The organism is Ferdinandcohnia sp. FSL W7-1320 (assembly GCF_038050315.1).
Taxonomy (GTDB): Bacteria; Bacillota; Bacilli; order Bacillales; family Bacillaceae_L; genus Ferdinandcohnia; species Ferdinandcohnia aciditolerans.
Map to the genome: position 1 here is coordinate 5,380,771 of NZ_JBBPAM010000001.1, position 17,350 is coordinate 5,398,120.

The 17,350-nt window shown below is 38.8% G+C and carries 17 protein-coding genes; all 17 read right to left on the reverse strand.

Annotated features, from left to right (window positions below; translation table 11 throughout):
- Nucleotides 1-14: 14 nt before the first annotated feature.
- The 17 genes from NST91_RS25650 to yycF all read right to left on the reverse strand — a co-directional run bounded on the left by NST91_RS25650 (nt 15) and on the right by yycF (nt 17,163).
- Nucleotides 15-1,112: a sensor histidine kinase gene (locus NST91_RS25650; RefSeq protein ID WP_341333419.1), complete on the reverse strand. Its 1,098-nt coding sequence runs from the start codon at nt 1,110-1,112 to the stop codon at nt 15-17.
- On the reverse strand, nt 1,109-1,789 hold the full coding sequence (locus NST91_RS25655; protein WP_341333420.1) for a response regulator transcription factor: 681 nt from the start codon (nt 1,787-1,789) through the stop codon (nt 1,109-1,111). Before NST91_RS25655 ends, NST91_RS25650 begins: the two co-directional genes overlap by 4 nt.
- 94 nt (nt 1,790-1,883) lie before the next feature.
- The gene (locus NST91_RS25660; protein ID WP_341333421.1) at nt 1,884-2,699 is read right to left on the reverse strand and encodes an ABC transporter permease; all 816 of its coding nucleotides are present in this window, start codon (nt 2,697-2,699) and stop codon (nt 1,884-1,886) included.
- The gene (locus NST91_RS25665; RefSeq protein ID WP_341333422.1) at nt 2,696-3,712 is read right to left on the reverse strand and encodes an ATP-binding cassette domain-containing protein; all 1,017 of its coding nucleotides are present in this window, start codon (nt 3,710-3,712) and stop codon (nt 2,696-2,698) included. Before NST91_RS25665 ends, NST91_RS25660 begins: the two co-directional genes overlap by 4 nt.
- A gap of 177 nt (nt 3,713-3,889) precedes the next feature.
- On the reverse strand, nt 3,890-4,369 hold the full coding sequence (rlmH, locus tag NST91_RS25670; RefSeq protein ID WP_341333423.1) for a 23S rRNA (pseudouridine(1915)-N(3))-methyltransferase RlmH: 480 nt from the start codon (nt 4,367-4,369) through the stop codon (nt 3,890-3,892).
- Nucleotides 4,370-4,462: 93 nt separating this feature from the next.
- Nucleotides 4,463-4,618 (reverse strand): CxxH/CxxC protein, encoded by a 156-nt coding sequence (locus NST91_RS25675; RefSeq protein WP_341333424.1) that lies wholly within the window; start codon nt 4,616-4,618, stop codon nt 4,463-4,465.
- A 150-nt stretch (nt 4,619-4,768) separates the two neighbouring features.
- Nucleotides 4,769-6,010 (reverse strand): S1C family serine protease, encoded by a 1,242-nt coding sequence (locus tag NST91_RS25680; protein ID WP_341333425.1) that lies wholly within the window; start codon nt 6,008-6,010, stop codon nt 4,769-4,771.
- A 114-nt stretch (nt 6,011-6,124) separates the two neighbouring features.
- The gene (locus tag NST91_RS25685; RefSeq protein WP_341333426.1) at nt 6,125-7,237 is read right to left on the reverse strand and encodes an ABC transporter permease; all 1,113 of its coding nucleotides are present in this window, start codon (nt 7,235-7,237) and stop codon (nt 6,125-6,127) included.
- On the reverse strand, nt 7,234-8,493 hold the full coding sequence (locus tag NST91_RS25690; protein ID WP_341333427.1) for an ABC transporter permease: 1,260 nt from the start codon (nt 8,491-8,493) through the stop codon (nt 7,234-7,236). Before NST91_RS25690 ends, NST91_RS25685 begins: the two co-directional genes overlap by 4 nt.
- 11 nt (nt 8,494-8,504) lie before the next feature.
- The gene (locus tag NST91_RS25695) at nt 8,505-9,437 is read right to left on the reverse strand and encodes an ABC transporter ATP-binding protein (protein WP_341333428.1); all 933 of its coding nucleotides are present in this window, start codon (nt 9,435-9,437) and stop codon (nt 8,505-8,507) included.
- A gap of 147 nt (nt 9,438-9,584) precedes the next feature.
- Nucleotides 9,585-10,214: a response regulator gene (locus NST91_RS25700; RefSeq protein WP_121448181.1), complete on the reverse strand. Its 630-nt coding sequence runs from the start codon at nt 10,212-10,214 to the stop codon at nt 9,585-9,587.
- A 16-nt stretch (nt 10,215-10,230) separates the two neighbouring features.
- The gene (locus NST91_RS25705) at nt 10,231-11,313 is read right to left on the reverse strand and encodes a sensor histidine kinase (protein ID WP_341333429.1); all 1,083 of its coding nucleotides are present in this window, start codon (nt 11,311-11,313) and stop codon (nt 10,231-10,233) included.
- A 413-nt stretch (nt 11,314-11,726) separates the two neighbouring features.
- Nucleotides 11,727-12,521: an exodeoxyribonuclease YycJ gene (gene yycJ, locus NST91_RS25710; RefSeq protein ID WP_341333430.1), complete on the reverse strand. Its 795-nt coding sequence runs from the start codon at nt 12,519-12,521 to the stop codon at nt 11,727-11,729.
- Between the two features lie 6 nt (nt 12,522-12,527).
- Entirely contained in the window at nt 12,528-13,304 is a 777-nt protein-coding gene (locus NST91_RS25715; protein WP_341333431.1) for a two-component system regulatory protein YycI, read from the reverse strand.
- Entirely contained in the window at nt 13,291-14,622 is a 1,332-nt protein-coding gene (locus NST91_RS25720) for a YycH family regulatory protein (protein WP_341333432.1), read from the reverse strand. The genes NST91_RS25715 and NST91_RS25720 overlap by 14 nt, the downstream gene beginning before the upstream one ends.
- Complete coding sequence (gene walK / locus NST91_RS25725; RefSeq protein WP_341333433.1) at nt 14,612-16,447, reverse strand: cell wall metabolism sensor histidine kinase WalK; 1,836 nt, start codon at nt 16,445-16,447, stop codon at nt 14,612-14,614. The genes NST91_RS25720 and walK overlap by 11 nt, the downstream gene beginning before the upstream one ends.
- 8 nt (nt 16,448-16,455) lie before the next feature.
- Nucleotides 16,456-17,163, reverse strand: a complete 708-nt coding sequence (gene yycF, locus NST91_RS25730; RefSeq protein WP_341333434.1) for a response regulator YycF — start codon at nt 17,161-17,163, stop codon at nt 16,456-16,458.
- Between the last annotated feature and the right edge of the window lie 187 nt (nt 17,164-17,350).

Genomic DNA, 17,350 nt, shown 5'->3' on the forward strand with positions numbered 1-17,350 from the left:
AAATTCAAGTCCCTTTAATTAACTTTATACTTCTCCCAAGAATCTCCAATCAAGGTAACAGTAAACTCTGTTCCTACCCCGAACTCGCTCTGTACTCTAATATCACCTTCATGCAAATCAATTATTTTTTTGACGATGGAAAGACCGAGCCCATTTCCTCCGGCTATCCGATTTCTAGATTGATCTGCCTTATAAAAACGTTCAAAAATATGCATGAGTGAATCTTTTTCCATGCCTATTCCTGTATCCCGGATTTTAACGATGATGCTGTCTTCTCCTGATTTACATGCAACGACTGATATGGTACCTCCTTGTGGCGTAAATTTTATACTATTATGAAGTAAATTAATCCATACTTGGTCCATGAGCTCTTCATCCGCTGTAATTGTCAGGTGATCAAGTGAAATATCCATGTTAATTTTTTTCTCTGTCCACTGAGGTTCGTTCGCCAGTATATTCCGGCGAAGTTGATAATCAAGCCGATAACTTTTTCGATCAAGTGATAGATGCTCGGACTCTAAAGAGGTGAGTTTCAGAAGATTTTCGCTTAATTTGGAAAGTCGAATGCACTCCGTCTCAATAATCTCTAGGTAATGTCTGCGTTCCTCCGGTTCCAAGTCTTCATTCTTTAATGCATGGGCAAAGCCAATGATAGAAGTAAGGGGAGATTGAATTTCATGGGAAACATTCGAGATAAACTCTTGTCGCATTTCCTCCACTTCTCCCAGTTTCGTTGCCATTAATTTAATGTTTTCCACAATTTGATAATAGGGATGATGCTTATCCTGTTCGCGAAACTGGTTTGAATAAAATGAAAGATCCACATTAAAGTTTCCTTCTGAAATCATCTTCATGGCTTGTAAGATCGGATGTAAGTATTGATTTTGTTTAGATCTAACCCATGGATTTCTTGTTAGTAACAACATTAGGCAAAAAAACAAGGTAAAGCCCACGAACGAGTTAATGAGCAGGCTAAGATATTCATTAGGAACATATTGGATTTTCTTAAATAATTTTGTCGTCAGCCAGTACGCACAGGACCACGCCAATAAAAGACTTCCCACAACCGCAAGAATTCCACCGATTCGCTTTACATAGTTAAGTCTCTTCAACCTACTACCTCCAGACGATATCCTAAACCACGAATTGTTGTGATTTTGAATGGGCAATCTTCTTGTGAAAACCGTTGGCGTAGCCGTTTAATATGAACATCAACCGTTCGTTCATCTCCCTGATAATCAAAGCCCCAAATATCCTCGATTAATTGTTCTCTTGAAAACGTTTTTTGCTGATGGGTGGCGAGCTTAAACAATAGTTCAAATTCTTTCAATGGCAAGGTAATCCGCTCCGCCCCTACCAAAACGGAATAGGATGAACGATCAATGACCACATTTCCAATCGTAATTTGATTGGCCAAGGTCACTTGATACCGTTTAAGTAGAACTTTTACTCGTGCCACTAGCTCAGCTACATCAAAAGGTTTGACCAAATAATCATCAGCACCGAGATTAAAGCCTTTTACTTTTTGTGCCGTTTCCCCTTTTGCCGTTAACATTAGTATAGGAAGAGTATCCGAGTAATACCTTCGAATCTCCTTGCAAAATGACCATCCGTCCATATTTGGCATCATAATATCGAGAATAATCAAATCAATTCTTTCTGCTTCCAGTAATGAAAGTGCATCCTTACCATCGGTTGCTTCTTCAATGGAGAACCCTTCTTTCGAAAGAATGACACAAATTAATTCTCTAATATGTGAATCATCATCTACCACTAATATTTTTGCCATAGAATCAATCCTTTTATAAAATTGAAAGGAACCTCCAATGCCACTACGATTCCATCAGTGTCTTTTTATACTACAATATTTCGAGCATTATTTACTACGCACGACGCATGTAGGCTCGAACTGTAATTGGTGCAAAAACTGCTACAATTATAGCAGCCCCAGTAAGTGAAATAGCGAGATCCCAGCCCAGGGTTCCAGAATTCGTCAAATCTCTGACGGCCGTGACGAGATGGGAAATTGGATTAATATTCACGAACCATTGTAACCAGTTCGGCATTGTATCCGCTGGAACAAATGCATTCGAAAGAAAGGTTAATGGAAAGAGGACTAACATCGAAATCCCTTGTACACTCGAAGCAGAACGAGCAATCACTCCAAAAAAGGCGAAGATCCAACTAATTGCCCATGAACACGCAATGACAAGTAGTCCAGCAATAATAACAGCACCTAGTCCTCCCTCAGGACGATAGCCTAAGATAAATCCCATTGAAAATGTAAGTACTGTTGCAATTGTATAACGGATTGTATCCGCAAGCAAAGCTCCTGCTAACGGTGCAATCCTGGCAATCGGTAATGACTTAAAGCGGTCAAATACCCCTTTATCCATATCCTCTCGTAATTGCGTACCTGTGACGATTGAAGTCGTGATTACCGTCTGAACAAGAATCCCTGGGATAATAATAGGCAAATAATTTTGCACATTGCCGGCAATCGCCCCACCAAAAATATAGGTAAACATTAGCGTAAAAATAATCGGCTGGAATGTAACATCAAATAGTTGTTCCGGTGTTCGACGGACTTTCAGTAACCCACGATAAGCCATAGTGAATGAATTTCGCACTGCCTGTTTGAAGCTAGCTTTATTCCGTAGCTGAATATTGGAAATGGACATAGTTGATTGTTTCTTCATAGAATATCCCCCTTCTTTTTCTGATTTAGATTAGCTTGGCTGTTTTTATTGCCTTCAGCTGTAATGTTCAAAAAGACCTCATCTAAAGATGGTTTCTGCACACTTAGCTCAGCCAATTTGATGTCTGCTTCCCGAAGAGCGACTAACAGATCCGTAACTCTATCCGCAGCTGCCATAGGTGCAGTAATCATACCTCCTTCTGGTGATACTGCTGATTGTACGTGTAAAACTTGTTCCACAATTATTCGAGCATTTGGGATATCCTGAGTATGTTGAATACTTAAATGCAAAGAGGAAGTTCCAATCGATTCTTTTAGTTCATTGACAGTACCTTCTGCAACTACACTTCCATGATCGATGACAGCAATTCGATCTGCTAGTTCATCTGCTTCTTGTAGATACTGAGTCGTTAACAACACGGTTGACCCAGATTTTACTAACCGGCGAATTGTATCCCACATTTGATTACGTGTTCGCGGGTCTAGTCCTGTAGTCGGTTCGTCTAGGAAAATGAGTGGTGGTTGTGCAATTAAACTTGCGGCTAAATCCAGTCGTCTACGCATTCCCCCTGAGAAATTTTTCAATGGACGTTTGGCAGCATCCATTAATCCAAATTCCTCAAGTAACTCAGTTGCTTTACGTTTTGCCTCCAGACGACTAAGCCCCAGTAATCGGGAAAAAATGATGAGGTTCTCTGTTGCACTTAGTGACTCATCCACTGAAGCATACTGGCCCGTAACGCCAATTAACTGACGGACTATTTGTGAATCCTTCACTACATCATATCCAAAAATCTTTGCTGATCCCGAATCAGCTCTAAGTAATGTTGCCAGCATACGAATCGTTGTCGTCTTGCCCGCGCCATTTGGTCCCAATACACCGTAAATGGAACCAGTCGGCACTACCAAATCCACCCCGTCAACTGCTCGATGATCGCCAAAAGTTTTAATTAACCCTTTAGCCTCCACTGCATACTTCTCATTTGTTAAGTTCATACTATCCTTATTTCTCATGTGACCCTCCCTGTAATAAACCTTAACTATAGCTACTTTTGTAATCACTCATCTTTCGATTACTATTGGATTATAGACGCCTTTTATGAACTGAATATGAACAAAAAAAGGAGGAATCTCAATTAGTGGCTGAGACACCTCCTTTTTTAAAAAATTTATCTGTTATAAAAACCTCATTTACTTGTGGTACGGTTCATTCCTAATGATCCGAAACGCTCTATACACCTGCTCCACTAATATCAGTCTCATTAATTGATGCGGAAAGGTCATCTTTGAAAAAGACAATGTACCATTTGCTCGCTTCATTACGTCCTTGCTCAGGCCAAGAGAACCACCGATGACAAAGGCAACTTTGCTTTTTCCATAGGTTGCTAGGTTTTCAATATCGGCTGCCAGCTGTTCGGATGATTTCATCTTTCCTTCAATTGCCAAAGCAATCACATGAGTGTCATCCGATACTTTTGAAAGTATCCGCTCTCCCTCTTTTTGTTTTACTTGCTCCATTTCTGACTCACTCAAATTTTCCGGCGCCTTTTCATCAGCAAGTTCAATTATGTCAATCTTGGCATAGGCCGTTAATCGTTTTAAGTATTCGTTGATCCCTTGGATCAAATATTTCTCTTTTAACTTGCCTATTGTTACGATTGTGATGTTCACACTTATCCCCACTTCGCTCACATTTTACAAACACACTATCCACAGAAGTTATCCACATATCCACATTTTCTATCCACATCTTGTATGAGAATATTAGTTCCCTACAACATATACCGCCTTATTTTGACAAAATTCACAGGTTGTTGATAAGTTTTCGTCTTCAATTTTCGTCAAAATCGGCGCTACCTCATGTTCATCAACCACGATGTCCAATGCTAATTCAATATGTTCTTCACAACATTTAATCATTTTTTTGTCCTCCATCAAACTTACCCACATCCGACTGCGAATTATGGGTATAACTTTATCTTTTTTTCTTATCCACATGTTTTATCTTACCCATTTTAGCATATAATCTTATCCACAAAAAACAGGGGAAGTTTCTCTCCCCTGTTTTCTCTACAATGATTCTCTTGCCAATCGTACTGTCGCCTTTTGTTTTTCTCCGCCTCGGTAGAATGTGACCTCCATTGTGTCTCCTACTGATTTTTCATTATATAAATGCTTTCGCAACTCAATTAGTGAGGTGATTCTTTCACCATCTAGTTCTACAATCACATCAAGTTCCCTTAATCCTGCTTGTGATGCGGGTGTATTTCGCAGTACTTCTAAAACTGCCACTCCCTCTGTTACGTCATTTGGAAGATGTAAGGTTTGCATTCGATGATAGGAGGAAATTTCACTTAAACTCTTAAGTTGTCCAACTCCTAAAAAAGGACGATTAACCTCACCATACACTTCAAGATCTTCAATAATCGGCTTTGCACTCGTAATTGGAATCGAAAGGCCAATTCCTTCAACGGCCTCCTGTGCAATTTTCATGGAATTAATTCCTATTACTTCTCCCTTGATATTTACAAGCGCTCCTCCACTATTTCCTGGATTAATCGCAGCATCTGTTTGCATGACATCAGCATTCCAATCAGGTACTCCATCCTGATTAATATCAACAGGAATCGTCCGATTTAAGCCTGAAATAATTCCTTGTGTGACTGACCCAGAAAACTCAAGTCCCAACGGGTTTCCAATCGCAATGACAGGTTCACCAAGATTAATGTTATCGGAATTTCCAAATTGAGCAACCTTTTTAATATGGCTTCCATCAATCTCGATTACAGCCAAATCCGTCCAAATATCACTTCCAAGCACTCTTCCCTTCACCCTTGCCCCATCACTAAGACTTACCTCAATATCCGAAGCGCCTTCAATTACATGATGGTTTGTGACGACAAAAGCTTTACCGTCCCCTTTTTTATAGATAACGCCAGATCCCGTTCCCGCTGTCATCGATTCCTCTGTCCAGAAATTCGTTTGTTGTAGATTGACAATACCTACAACAGCCTCACTTACTTTATTGACCGCACTGGTAATCTCGGTAGTTACGTTCACGTTGATATTTTGTTGGACACTTTCTCCTGTTACTGGTGCTTTTTCCTCCACCTCATCAAGCCCATTTACCTCTTCAGGGGTCGCATTCTCTTCACTTGGAAGTAAATGATACTTGGATAAGGTCGGTAAAAGAGCTATTACAAGGAGTGCCCCAATAACAGCACCGACTAACGCTGAGAAAAACCAACTGCCTCGGTTCCCTTTCCTTCTTTGTTGCCTTTGGTTTAGATAATCCTGATCATAGTACCCCATTACATGATTTCTCCTTTTTACACTCTTTCTATTAATTTTACCCATATTTTATGCAATTCATGATTTTGTCCCACAACGACAAAAGACAGGAGCCACTTGCCCCTGCCTTTTTCTTTAAGCGCTTTTCCGTTCCATTAAATTGATTCCGATCCCGATTAACACGACTCCCATTAACGTCAGAATACTGATTGGATATAGTAATTCACTCATTGGTGCTCCATAAATGGTGGCGGCTTTTAAGCCTTCCATCGCATGTTTAATTGGCACAAAGTCTGACACCTTTAACAAGAAGTCTGAGCTTACAATTTCTAATGGCCAATAAGCCCCACCCAGCATCGATAAGCATACTGATATCAGTGAAATAATCGCGTTGAATTGTTGAGTGCTTTTAACAACGCTGACTAAAAATAACGATAGTGCGACAATTGAGAACACGTATGGGATTAACACAATTAATGTTTTTCCAAATCCCCCGTAAAAGTCTACCCCGACGGCATACCGGAACACTATAAAGATAAGTGCAACCTGAAAATATCCCATTAGGAAACTATAAACTAAATTGCCGGCGTACATCTCCCATTTCTTTAAAGGGGATAAAATCATGCGGTCCCAAACTCCCCATGTTCTCTCTTGTAAGATGTTGTGAACATTATAAGAGATGGTGTAAATGACAAAAAACAAGGTAAATCCAAAAATCGTCTGCAGTTGGTTATCAATAATCACAGCATCATCGCTACGAAATGACGCAGCTTGAATCTTAAATAACGGGTTCTCTTCCTTTTCGTTTAATTCTTCAATAATGGCATCTGAGTCGATATAAGAATTTGTTGCTGTTGCCTCTTTAATCTTCTCTTCCATTAAAATATCGCTATAAAAAGTCTGAAGATAGCTTTCTATTATATGAAGGTTTGAAGTCTCCGTCACAATGACAATTGTGTAAGATTCCTTTTCTAGCTTCACAGCAGCCTCTGCATCACCTTCACTGACCATTTTCTTTGCCTCATCTTCAGTCATTCGTATAAATTCAAACGCCTCTGTCTTATTTAGTTCTTTCCATAATCCCGTTTCTTCAATATTTTCAATATCTGTATAAATAGGTACTTTAATATTTGAATAATTTGCGGCACCTAATAACAAAGCAAACACAATACTCATTACGGTCATGCCAATCATAAGCATTGGCTTTCTTAAAAATAATTTAAACTTTGCCTGTAAAATACTTATCATATGGCATCACCTCTTTTCGGAAAGCTAAAAACAGCTGCAGTCAGCATTATCAAACCAAAGCCCACTAAATAAAAAAGATGATGAGCAATAGCCGATAGCTCCACACCTTGAAGCAATTGTAATAAGGAGGACATTCCTGCACCATTTGGCGTAAGATTCCCCAACATACCGATAACAGAAGAAGTTTCAGCAATCGGTGTAAAGCTTCCACCTAAAAAGGCAAAGATGGACACCATTACATTTCCAAAAAAGTTTGATACGCCTTCTGAGTCTATTCGGTAGTTTAATGCGGTCAACAATGCTCCGACTCCTCCTATCGCAAAGGATAGTGATAGGTTCACTAAGAAAAACCCGAAAAGATCTTTCCAAACCACACCAAATATGAGAGAAGTAACTCCATATAAAATCGCTTGCTGGATTATCGCAATTACTATTACAGAGAAAAAGATGCCACCTAGATATGACCATCTTGACGTATTTGATAAAATAATTCGATTGAACACCTGTAACTGTTTTTCGCGATAGGCAGATGAGCCAATATGAGAGGCAATAAACATAATAAACATGACGCTCATACCGACGGAATAATATTGCAATGAATTAATTGGTTCACGCTCGGTAACAGTCTCTGTTTTTCCAATTTCCTTACTTTTTATATCTTCTAGCTGAACTCCAGCTTTCCCTATTACGGTCATGGAAGTAAGCTGTTTTTGGAAATTCATAAGGATATCCTCCACTATTTTTGGAGAAATCTGTTTTCCTTCATTTTTATAAAGGGTAATTGTCGCGGATGAAGGTTCATCAAGTAAGGCAGATGATAGAATATCATATGTGTAATGCGCTGGTATCTCAATCACAGCAGCGTAATGATCATCATTTTTAATTTCATCTAGTTTTTCAGCCTTAACTACCTCAAGTTCCACAATTTCTTTTAGTTCCTTACTACCAAACACATCATCTACTAATGTCTGAATTGGATGAAGTAGATTAGCGCTTTGGATAAGTGCTGTTTCTGCTTCCTCTGGCATTTCCTGTCCCTTTATCTCTTCAATAAATGCCTCTATCTCTTTTTGTTCATCACTATGTGTAATAAATGCCACTTTAGCCGTGATCGGTTCTGCATCTCCCCCCATCACTCCACCTAAGGCAAAGCCTAGGATAGCAATAAGGACAAGCGGCATTAGAACTAGAACAAGTAACTCCTGGGGGTTCCTTAGTAACACCAATAAGTCTTTTTTTATAAATGGAATTATCATCCTCTCACCTCCTAATCTCTTAACGCTCTACCCGTCAGATGAAGAAATACGTCTTCAAGTGTTGGCGCTTTTACTTCTACTGATATCAATGCTGTACTCGTTTCCTCAGCGATCTGGGATATTTTTTGAAACAAATTGTACTCCTTTGGAACAATTACTGTTACATTACGGTCCAACACCTTTACTTGACGTATGGTTGGATCTGCTTCAAGTAATTGAATAAATTCTTCTTTTACCCGCTCAACCTGAATAGAAATCGTATTTTCAGAGGAAAGGATATTTTTTAACTCTTCCTTTGTACCTGAGGCGATAATATGACCTTTATCCATAATATAAATACGGTCACATAAGAATTCGACTTCTTCCATGTAATGACTTGTATATAATACGGTCATTCCACGTTCCTTATTGAGCCGTTTTACCGCTTCTAAAATATAATTTCGAGATTGCGGGTCAATCCCTACCGTTGGCTCGTCCATAATAATAATTTCCGGATTATGAAGTAAAGCCACTCCAATATTTAACCTTCTTTTCATACCACCCGAAAATGTTTTAACTAGATCCTTTCTTCGGTCAGTTAGGCCAATTTGCTCTAGAACCTCTTCAATCCGCTTTTTTAACTCAGCACCTTTTAGCCTATAAATCTCTCCAAAAAACCGCAAATTTTCTTCAGCCGATAAATCCGTGTACAATGCGATTTCTTGAGGAACCACTCCTAAAATCTTACGGATATTCTGTGGATTCTTAATTGTACTTTCATTTAATAGCCTCACATCACCAGATGTTGGAACAACCAAAGATGAAAGCATAGAGATGGTGGTAGATTTTCCTGCTCCATTTGGACCAAGCAGACCCACAATCTCCCCTTTTTCTAAAAACATATTAATCCCCTGTGCAGCATACTTTTGTTTATATTTCTTCGATAAATCAATCACTTCTAACATACCGTCGCCTCCTTTATACATTAATCATAGACATTCAAGGCTTCTTACAGCACTATCTAACGTCACTTGTTTATGTTAAAAACATGACCTGAGTCATATCTGCATGAAAAAAGGGTCATCCACTGAAGTTAGGACAACCCTTGTCTTTTATGTAATATCGTTTTTCACTGCAAAAATAGCTAACTGAGTACGATCCCGAAGTTCTAATTTATGCAAGATTTGTGTGATGTGGTTTTTTACCGTTCCGACTGATAGAAATAAATCATCTGCAATTTCCTTATTTGTTTTTCCTTCCCCCACTAATTTTGTAATATCTAATTCTCGTGTAGATAAAGGCAGTTCAAGTTTCTTCTCAACCTTGTGTAATAATCGCGGCATTACTTTCGCTGCAACTTCTTCATGAATCGTTAGACCCCCTTGAAAACAACTATAAACCGCATGGATTAGTGTATTCTGGTCTGATGTTTTCAGTAAAAAAGCATTTGCCCCGTATTTTAATGCTTGGATTGCGTATTCATCATCATTAAAGGTTGTGAGGATTAAAATCTTAGTATCGGGCCAACGTTCCTTGATCTTTCTAGTTGCTTCAAGTCCATTCATAACTGGCATCCGGATATCCATTAATACCACATCAATCACATGTGCCTCCATCTTCTTAATTGCTTCTTCTCCATTTTCGGCTTCAGCCACAACACGGATTTTTCCATCTTGCTCCAACATGAGTTTTAAGCCTTGCCTAACAATCGATTGGTCTTCTACAATTAACACATTCCACATGTCCGTTTCCCCTCCCTTACGTTTTTGCTAACGGAAGTATACCTTTAATGACAAATTCCTCATCCGTTTGATAGACTGATAGCATTCCCTCCAATTCCTCAACTCGCTTCCGCATATTTGACAGCCCGAATCCCTCTTTAAATGACTCCTTCTTATAGATTCGGTTTTTCATAACAAGTTCAATATTTCCGTCTGCTGTTTTTCCAAGCAGCACCTGAACTTCACGTGAGTGGGCATGGCGCATTGCATTCGTAAGTCCTTCCTGGATTACTCTATATAGCACGACACTTTGTTCATTTGTGAGCTGTTCGGACAAGATTCCTTGTTTTGTCGTCAGTTGGACCATAATATGACTTTCAGCCTCAAGTTTTTTGAATAGCTGTAAGATGGTTGCAATTCCTTCATGTTCCCGGTCCTTTAAAGTTCGTACTGCAAAACGTGTTTCTTCTAAGCTCTCTTTAGCCAATTCCTTTAAATCTTGATAATGTTCTGGACCTTGTTTAATTGATAAGACTTCCAACTGCATTAACAATGCTGTCAACTTATGCCCAACAGAATCATGGATGTCCCTTGCAATTTTGGTCCTCTCTTGATATCGTGCTTCCTCCTCCGCCACAAGGGCAACCCTCTTTAACTTTCGATATTCCCCAAGCAATTCTTCATAAAGGTTGCGTTGTTCCTCTTGCTTCGTCCAAAGTTCATTCACTTGAAGGGCAAGAAGGTAGAATAAGAGAAAGTAGACATAAACGGATAAATCACTTTTCATCCACATTAAGAAAGCCAATAAACTGGTCACCGTAAAAGCAACAAGTCCTTTAAATGGTTGACTTTCTAGTTGAATTGCAGCTAATAACACAACGTACAATAGTAATAAAAGTGTAAATGGATTGCCTGATTCAATAACTCCTTGCGTCAGTAGAAGTGTGGTTATCGCAACATATAAATAGACTGGCTTTGATGTGATTTTCAGGAAAAAATATAAGGTCATCACAACAGCACAAATCATAATTGAATAAGCTGTTGGAACTGGCCTTTCAAAAATGAAAAACAACACCCAAAGCACCATTAAACCTGCCGCTTGCAACATAAAAGATTTCATAGCATCCCTACTTTCATCCTATTTTCAAGTTACTAGAAAATTATGGGCGCGGCAAGTGTTTTTCTTCGAAAAGTGCAACCGCCTTGAAAGTGGAACATCGACTAACTACTGCCACTTCCTGTGGCAAACGTCGATGTCAGCACTTCCTCGAAAATGCTTTGCATTTTCTTCGTGCGATGTTATGACTGTCGAAGCCTTCCTTGTCCTGTGCAAGTCCGACAAGCATAAGAAAAGCCGGTGAGAAGGATGCCTTTTATCCTTCTTGACGGATTGGCTTATGACCTCGAGCTGCTCAAAGCAGAGCTTTTCGCAAGATACTCGCTGGAGCCAATTCAAGGGGAAAACTGGCTAGGCGCTGGAGCTAGACATGCACACAAAAAAGCCCATCTGATCAAAATCAAATGGGCTTCTTTCTACACATAAGCTAGTTTTGTAGGTACCTTTGGATCTGTATCATACAAATCAAACTGTTCCCCGACAACATACCCTTTGCTTTCTAAGGTTTGCTTAACCGACATACGTGCTAAATCCTTTAAATTATTATCTTTACTTAGATGCGCCAAGTAGATTCGTTTCGTGTTATCCCCAATTACATCTGACATAGCTAACGCTGCATCCTCATTCGATACATGTCCAACATCACTTAAAATACGTCGCTTAATACTCCAGGGATAATGGCCCATCTGAAGCATAGACACATCGTGGTTACTTTCAAATACATACGCATCGGCATTTTCAATGGTGCCCTTCATACGGTCACTGACATAGCCTGTATCCGTAATTAAAACAACCTTTTTTCCCTCGTTGTGGAATACATAAAACATTGGTTCAGCCGCATCATGGGAAACACCGAAAGATTCAACATCCATATTTCCAAATGTCTTTACTGACCCCATTTGAAAAATAAACTTCTGTTCTGTCGGGATTTCTCCAATATTACGCTCCATCGCACTCCATGTCTTTTCATTTGCATAGATGGGAAGCTTGTACTTTCTAGCCAGTACACCTAGCCCCTTAATATGGTCACTATGCTCATGTGTCACAAGAATTCCGGAAAGATGCTTAATTTCTTTGTTGATTTCTTTAAATAACAGTTCTAGTTGTTTACCACTTAACCCGGCATCTACAAGCAAGGAATGCTTGTCTGTTCCAACATAGAACGCATTTCCTGTGCTCCCGCTTGCAAGCACACTAAAATGCAACCCCATAATCGTTCACTCCATCTTATTTAAAATTTGTCCTTCGATGGCATTGACATAAATATCTGTTTCATCGTCTATGGTAACATGCCAAGCTGGAGCCAATAACTGTGATTCTGAATATGGGACAAGTGGGTAATACCCAACTTCCACCTTAGATACATGGCTACCTGATTTGAGATGGAAGTTATTAAAAAGGTTTTCTAGAGTTTCCATAGGCGTAATTAACTCCTCCATCTCATGCTCTTCAAATTCAGGAATTAATGTTTGCTCATAGGACGTTACCTCATGATCCTCATTCAGATACAAATAGATGACACCACTTATATTCGATGATTGGCCAAAGACCTTGTAATTTTTATATTGTTGAATTAAAACAACCGTGCCAGCCTCTTCATCCACATCCCAAACGGTATATTTGTCCCCCGATAGGATATGTTCCTTCACAAATTGTCCGATCTTCATTTGATCTGTTAAGGAAAGCTTAATAGGATCTGTAAACTCAGCCTTTAGCATACCAGCAGTATCAATGTTAACGGTCTGATTTTTAAGAGTTTTAACATCTTCCTCTGTAAAAACCTTGATTTTCCCACTTATATAGCTTAATTCCTCCGGTTCCTTTGGCAAAGCCTCATACGTGATTTCCTCTTCCGCTAGTTTCTCGTCAATACTTAATTCTTTTAGCAAATCGAGTTGACTGCTATCCCTCTTTTGAACAAGCTGATATCCTAAAAAGATGTTGAGAATCAAGAAGGTAACGATAAATAAAGACTTGGTTTTACTCCAATCCATCTTTATGTCCTCCTAAATCCTCATTCTTTATCTCAACCTTTTTCCAACTTCCATTATACCTGTAAGTCCAAATCGGTTGAAGTGAAACAAACTGGGAATTATCTTCACTTTCTACAAGGTCATAAGCAACTGTCACAGACTCGAGCAATTCAGGATTAAAATTTGGCTTACTTATAATTTCCTCCATTACCTTTTCGCCTTTTGGTAGTCTCACCTTAATTGAGTCCAAATCGATTCGTAAGTTTATGGATGGATGAAAATATCTCGCTATATCATTGTTATCCCATTGTTGTGTAATATCTGTTAGTTTATTTTGACTAAAAACAGGGATATTTTTTACATAGAGTTTAAAAACTGTCGTTTGACTCTCTTTACTCCACCTAAAAAAGCGGTAATCATCTGTCCATCCAACATGTTCATTAACAAAATCAATGCTAGTTTGAATTAAATCTGTTGTCTGTGCTGGTTCTCCACTAATTCTTGTTGGATTAATGAACTCAATATATTTTTTATTATTATACGCTCTTAGTAACCTTGTTCCATCGGTATGAACTTCACCTGTAGTAAGAACATCCCGCTTAACAAGACTTGAATTGGTGAATAAGCGATCTTTAAAGGTATCAATTTCAATCGCATCAATATAATAGTCAACACGTTCTACAATTGTTGTGTCCTTCGGTAAGTAGACTGAATTCGTATCTGATAGTTCATATTCAATTTGCTCGGGATATCTCGTCGCCGTTGTATAAAAGTTTTTCCGATATTCCCTTGTAAGCCTACTATTGACACGGCCCTCATACACTAAGTTGTCACCGGTGGACACAAAGTACACAATCCCTTCGCCATCTTCTTCAGAATTGACATCAATTACAAATCGGTCAAACGAAATGAAGGAATGATCCTTATCATTAATTTTTTTAATAAACGATTTATAAAGCTCTAGCGGAAACGGATCAGGAAAGTATATTTCAACTTGTCCATTTTGCTTTAAGAAGTCTGCTAAACCTTGATCCTGAACCGTATGTGTAATGTTGTGGACCTCATCAATTTCCCAAGACCTAAGTTCTTTCATGACTCGGTTCAGTTCCGTCTCGTTAAAAGTCCCAAAATGCTGACCATCGATATGATAAAGAATTTTAGTTGGCCTTATAATTTCGGAGGCGTCCTTTGTAATATTTGTCGTTACTTCCGCTACTAAGTCATCATTTTCTCCTAGGTGATCGTATTGGGGCTGATACGTCCACAAAGACCATGTAAGAACAATGCTAGAAAGCACTAAGAGAATTAAAATTGTTGTTTTTATTGATTCATACTTCATCCCAATCATCCTCTAAACCATCTTGATTCACATTGATTGGTAGGGTAAAGAAAATAGTTGTACCTACCCCTTCTTCACTTTCAGCCCAAATCCTGCCTCCATGAGCAACGACCATCTCCTTGGCAATAGCAAGACCTAACCCTGTTCCTCCTAATTTACGTGTGCGTGCTTTGTCCACCCGGTAAAATCGCTCAAAAATTCGATTGATGTTATCCTTCGGTATTCCAACACCCTGGTCTCTTACGCTTACGACGATTTCATCATTTGATTCTTCCACTTGAAAGGATACCGTTCCTCCCTCAGGTGAGTATTTCAAAGCATTTGAAATAATATTATCGAGAACCTGTGTCATCTTATCTTGATCGATTTCCAGATAAATGGGCTTCTCAGGTAAATTTCGAATAAAGGAGATATGCTGCTTCCTTGTCATTTCAAATCGGTCAATGATTCGGTGGAAGTACTTTGTAAAATCAATTAAATCCTTGGATAAACGATAATCCTTACTATCTAATTTTGATAACTTCAGCAAGTCATTGACCAACCTAATCATCCGTTCTGTTTCGGTTTGCGTTACATGTAAAAACTGAGGCGCAATCTTTTCATCCTCCCAAGCACCATCTGCTAGTGCTTCAAGATAGCTCCGCATTGTCGTTAATGGTGTTCGTAATTCATGTGAAACATTTGCGACAAACTCTCGTCTCTCACTTTCAATCTTTTCTTGCTCGGTCACGTCATATAATACAGCAATTAAACCATTGATAATGCCTGATTCCTTTTTAATAACTGAAAAACTAACCTTTATAATGTATTGTTTTTTATGCGTACTAAAATCAAGGATTTCCGTATCTATATCGTGAACAAGCTGCTCAAAAGTATATTGTTCATCTAACCCTAAGACGGAAACAATTGACTGATCAAGGACTGTTTCACGTGAAACATCTAGCATGTCAATTGCAGGCGTATTGATTAAGATAATCCGCCCCTTTTTATCGGTTGCAATTACCCCATCTGTCATATGAGCAAGCACAGAAGAGAGCTTGCGACGTTCCCCTTCTGTTGTCGCTTGTGCATCTTGTATTTTTTTCGATAAATTATTGAAGGTCATTGCAAGTTGACCAATCTCGTCATGGCCGAATAATTTTACCTTCTTTGAAAAATTACCTCTTCCTAATTCTAAAACATGCTTTCTCATTGCTGAAATTGGTCTTGTAATCGTTTGAGCGACAAAGATTCCAAGGACTGCCGTAATCGCCATCGCAATTCCAGTACCCGTTACAAAAATATCATTGATTTCTTTTATATCATCATAGACATTTTCCATCCTCGCGATTAAAAAGATTGCGCCGATGATATCTCCATTCGAACGAATTGGTGTTGAAGATACATACATCCGATCATACGTAGATTCATCTAAGCGCACATAATCTGGATTGTCACCAAGCAGTAACGTACGTTTGACCGAATCCTCATTTGTTTTTCTGCCAACAATTCCCTGACTATATGGGTTTGAGCTCCCAACTACACGGCTTTTATTATCGATAACCCGAATTTCCTGGATATCCTCAGACTCATAGTCCTGCAAAATATTCCGGATATCTTTTTCTAATGTAGAAGCATCTTCCCTCTCCTTATTCATTTCCTGCTCAATACTAAATGCAAGTATATTGACCCGTTCATTTAAGGATATTTTAAAATTTTCTACTAATCGCAACTCTAATTTCCCTATAAAATAAACACCAATAATTTGCATCGCAATTAAAATTAAGAGCAAATAGATAAGTGCAAATTTAAAATGAATTGATTGAAAAAAACCTAGTCTTTTCATTTCAAGATTTACTCCTGATCAGGGTTTCGTAAATAGTAGCCCACTCCACGTCTTGTGACAATCCATGTTGGATGGCTCGGACTGTCTTCAATTTTTTCACGTAAGCGGCGTACTGTTACGTCAACTGTACGTACATCTCCAAAATAATCATATCCCCATACCGTTTGTAACAAATGCTCTCGTGTCATGACTTGACCAAGGTGCTTGGCTAAATAGTGTAAAAGCTCGAATTCACGATGTGTTAATTCTATTGTTTCTCCACGTTTACTCACCACATAGGCATCTGGATGGATTACAAGGGAACCCACAGCAATCTCACTTGTTGTTTCCTGGCTAACTGCCTCAGAAATTTGTTGGTGTCTTCGAAGGTTCGCCTTTACTCTTGCAAGCAGTTCTCTCGTACTAAAAGGCTTTGTAACATAGTCGTCAGCCCCTAGCTCAAGCCCTAATACTTTATCAATTTCAGAGTCTTTGGCTGTTAGCATAACGATCGGCATATCATACTTTTTTCGTACCTCTCGACAAACCTCCATGCCATCTTTATGTGGAAGCATGATATCAAGTAGAATGAGATCAGGATTTACTTCCTCAACCTTTTCTAAAGCATCATTACCATCATAGGCACAAACGACTTTATACCCTTCCTTCTCAAGATTAAATTGTAATATATCCGCAATTGGTTTCTCATCATCAACTACAAGAATTACTTTTTCCATTCACTTTTTCTCCTTCACATTAAAATAAAAACCGTATCACCTAAAACAGTTTTCATATTATATAGTTCGAATTGTACCTTTTATTTTGTTCCTTTACCTCTAACTTTAGCAGAAAAAGGGAGGTATATCATCAGAAGTGTATAAAAAAACAGTGATATAGGTCATCTGTCCAATTCCGACTTCCATT

What these genes read in the sequence shown, in the direction of transcription:
- NST91_RS25655 (WP_341333420.1), bottom strand. Translation starts at nt 1,789, where the DNA reads ATGGCAAAAATATTAGTGGTAGATGATGATTCACATATTAGAGAATTA.
- NST91_RS25660 (WP_341333421.1), bottom strand. Translation starts at nt 2,699, where the DNA reads ATGAAGAAACAATCAACTATGTCCATTTCCAATATTCAGCTACGGAAT.
- NST91_RS25665 (WP_341333422.1), bottom strand. Translation starts at nt 3,712, where the DNA reads ATGAGAAATAAGGATAGTATGAACTTAACAAATGAGAAGTATGCAGTG.
- NST91_RS25675 (WP_341333424.1), bottom strand. Translation starts at nt 4,618, where the DNA reads ATGATTAAATGTTGTGAAGAACATATTGAATTAGCATTGGACATCGTG.
- NST91_RS25680 (WP_341333425.1), bottom strand. Translation starts at nt 6,010, where the DNA reads ATGGGGTACTATGATCAGGATTATCTAAACCAAAGGCAACAAAGAAGG.
- NST91_RS25685 (WP_341333426.1), bottom strand. Translation starts at nt 7,237, where the DNA reads ATGATAAGTATTTTACAGGCAAAGTTTAAATTATTTTTAAGAAAGCCA.
- NST91_RS25690 (WP_341333427.1), bottom strand. Translation starts at nt 8,493, where the DNA reads ATGATAATTCCATTTATAAAAAAAGACTTATTGGTGTTACTAAGGAAC.
- NST91_RS25695 (WP_341333428.1), bottom strand. Translation starts at nt 9,437, where the DNA reads ATGTTAGAAGTGATTGATTTATCGAAGAAATATAAACAAAAGTATGCT.
- NST91_RS25700 (WP_121448181.1), bottom strand. Translation starts at nt 10,214, where the DNA reads ATGTGGAATGTGTTAATTGTAGAAGACCAATCGATTGTTAGGCAAGGC.
- NST91_RS25705 (WP_341333429.1), bottom strand. Translation starts at nt 11,313, where the DNA reads ATGAAATCTTTTATGTTGCAAGCGGCAGGTTTAATGGTGCTTTGGGTG.
- yycJ (WP_341333430.1), bottom strand. Translation starts at nt 12,521, where the DNA reads ATGGGGTTGCATTTTAGTGTGCTTGCAAGCGGGAGCACAGGAAATGCG.
- NST91_RS25715 (WP_341333431.1), bottom strand. Translation starts at nt 13,304, where the DNA reads ATGGATTGGAGTAAAACCAAGTCTTTATTTATCGTTACCTTCTTGATT.
- NST91_RS25720 (WP_341333432.1), bottom strand. Translation starts at nt 14,622, where the DNA reads ATGAAGTATGAATCAATAAAAACAACAATTTTAATTCTCTTAGTGCTT.
- walK (WP_341333433.1), bottom strand. Translation starts at nt 16,447, where the DNA reads ATGAAAAGACTAGGTTTTTTTCAATCAATTCATTTTAAATTTGCACTT.
- yycF (WP_341333434.1), bottom strand. Translation starts at nt 17,163, where the DNA reads ATGGAAAAAGTAATTCTTGTAGTTGATGATGAGAAACCAATTGCGGAT.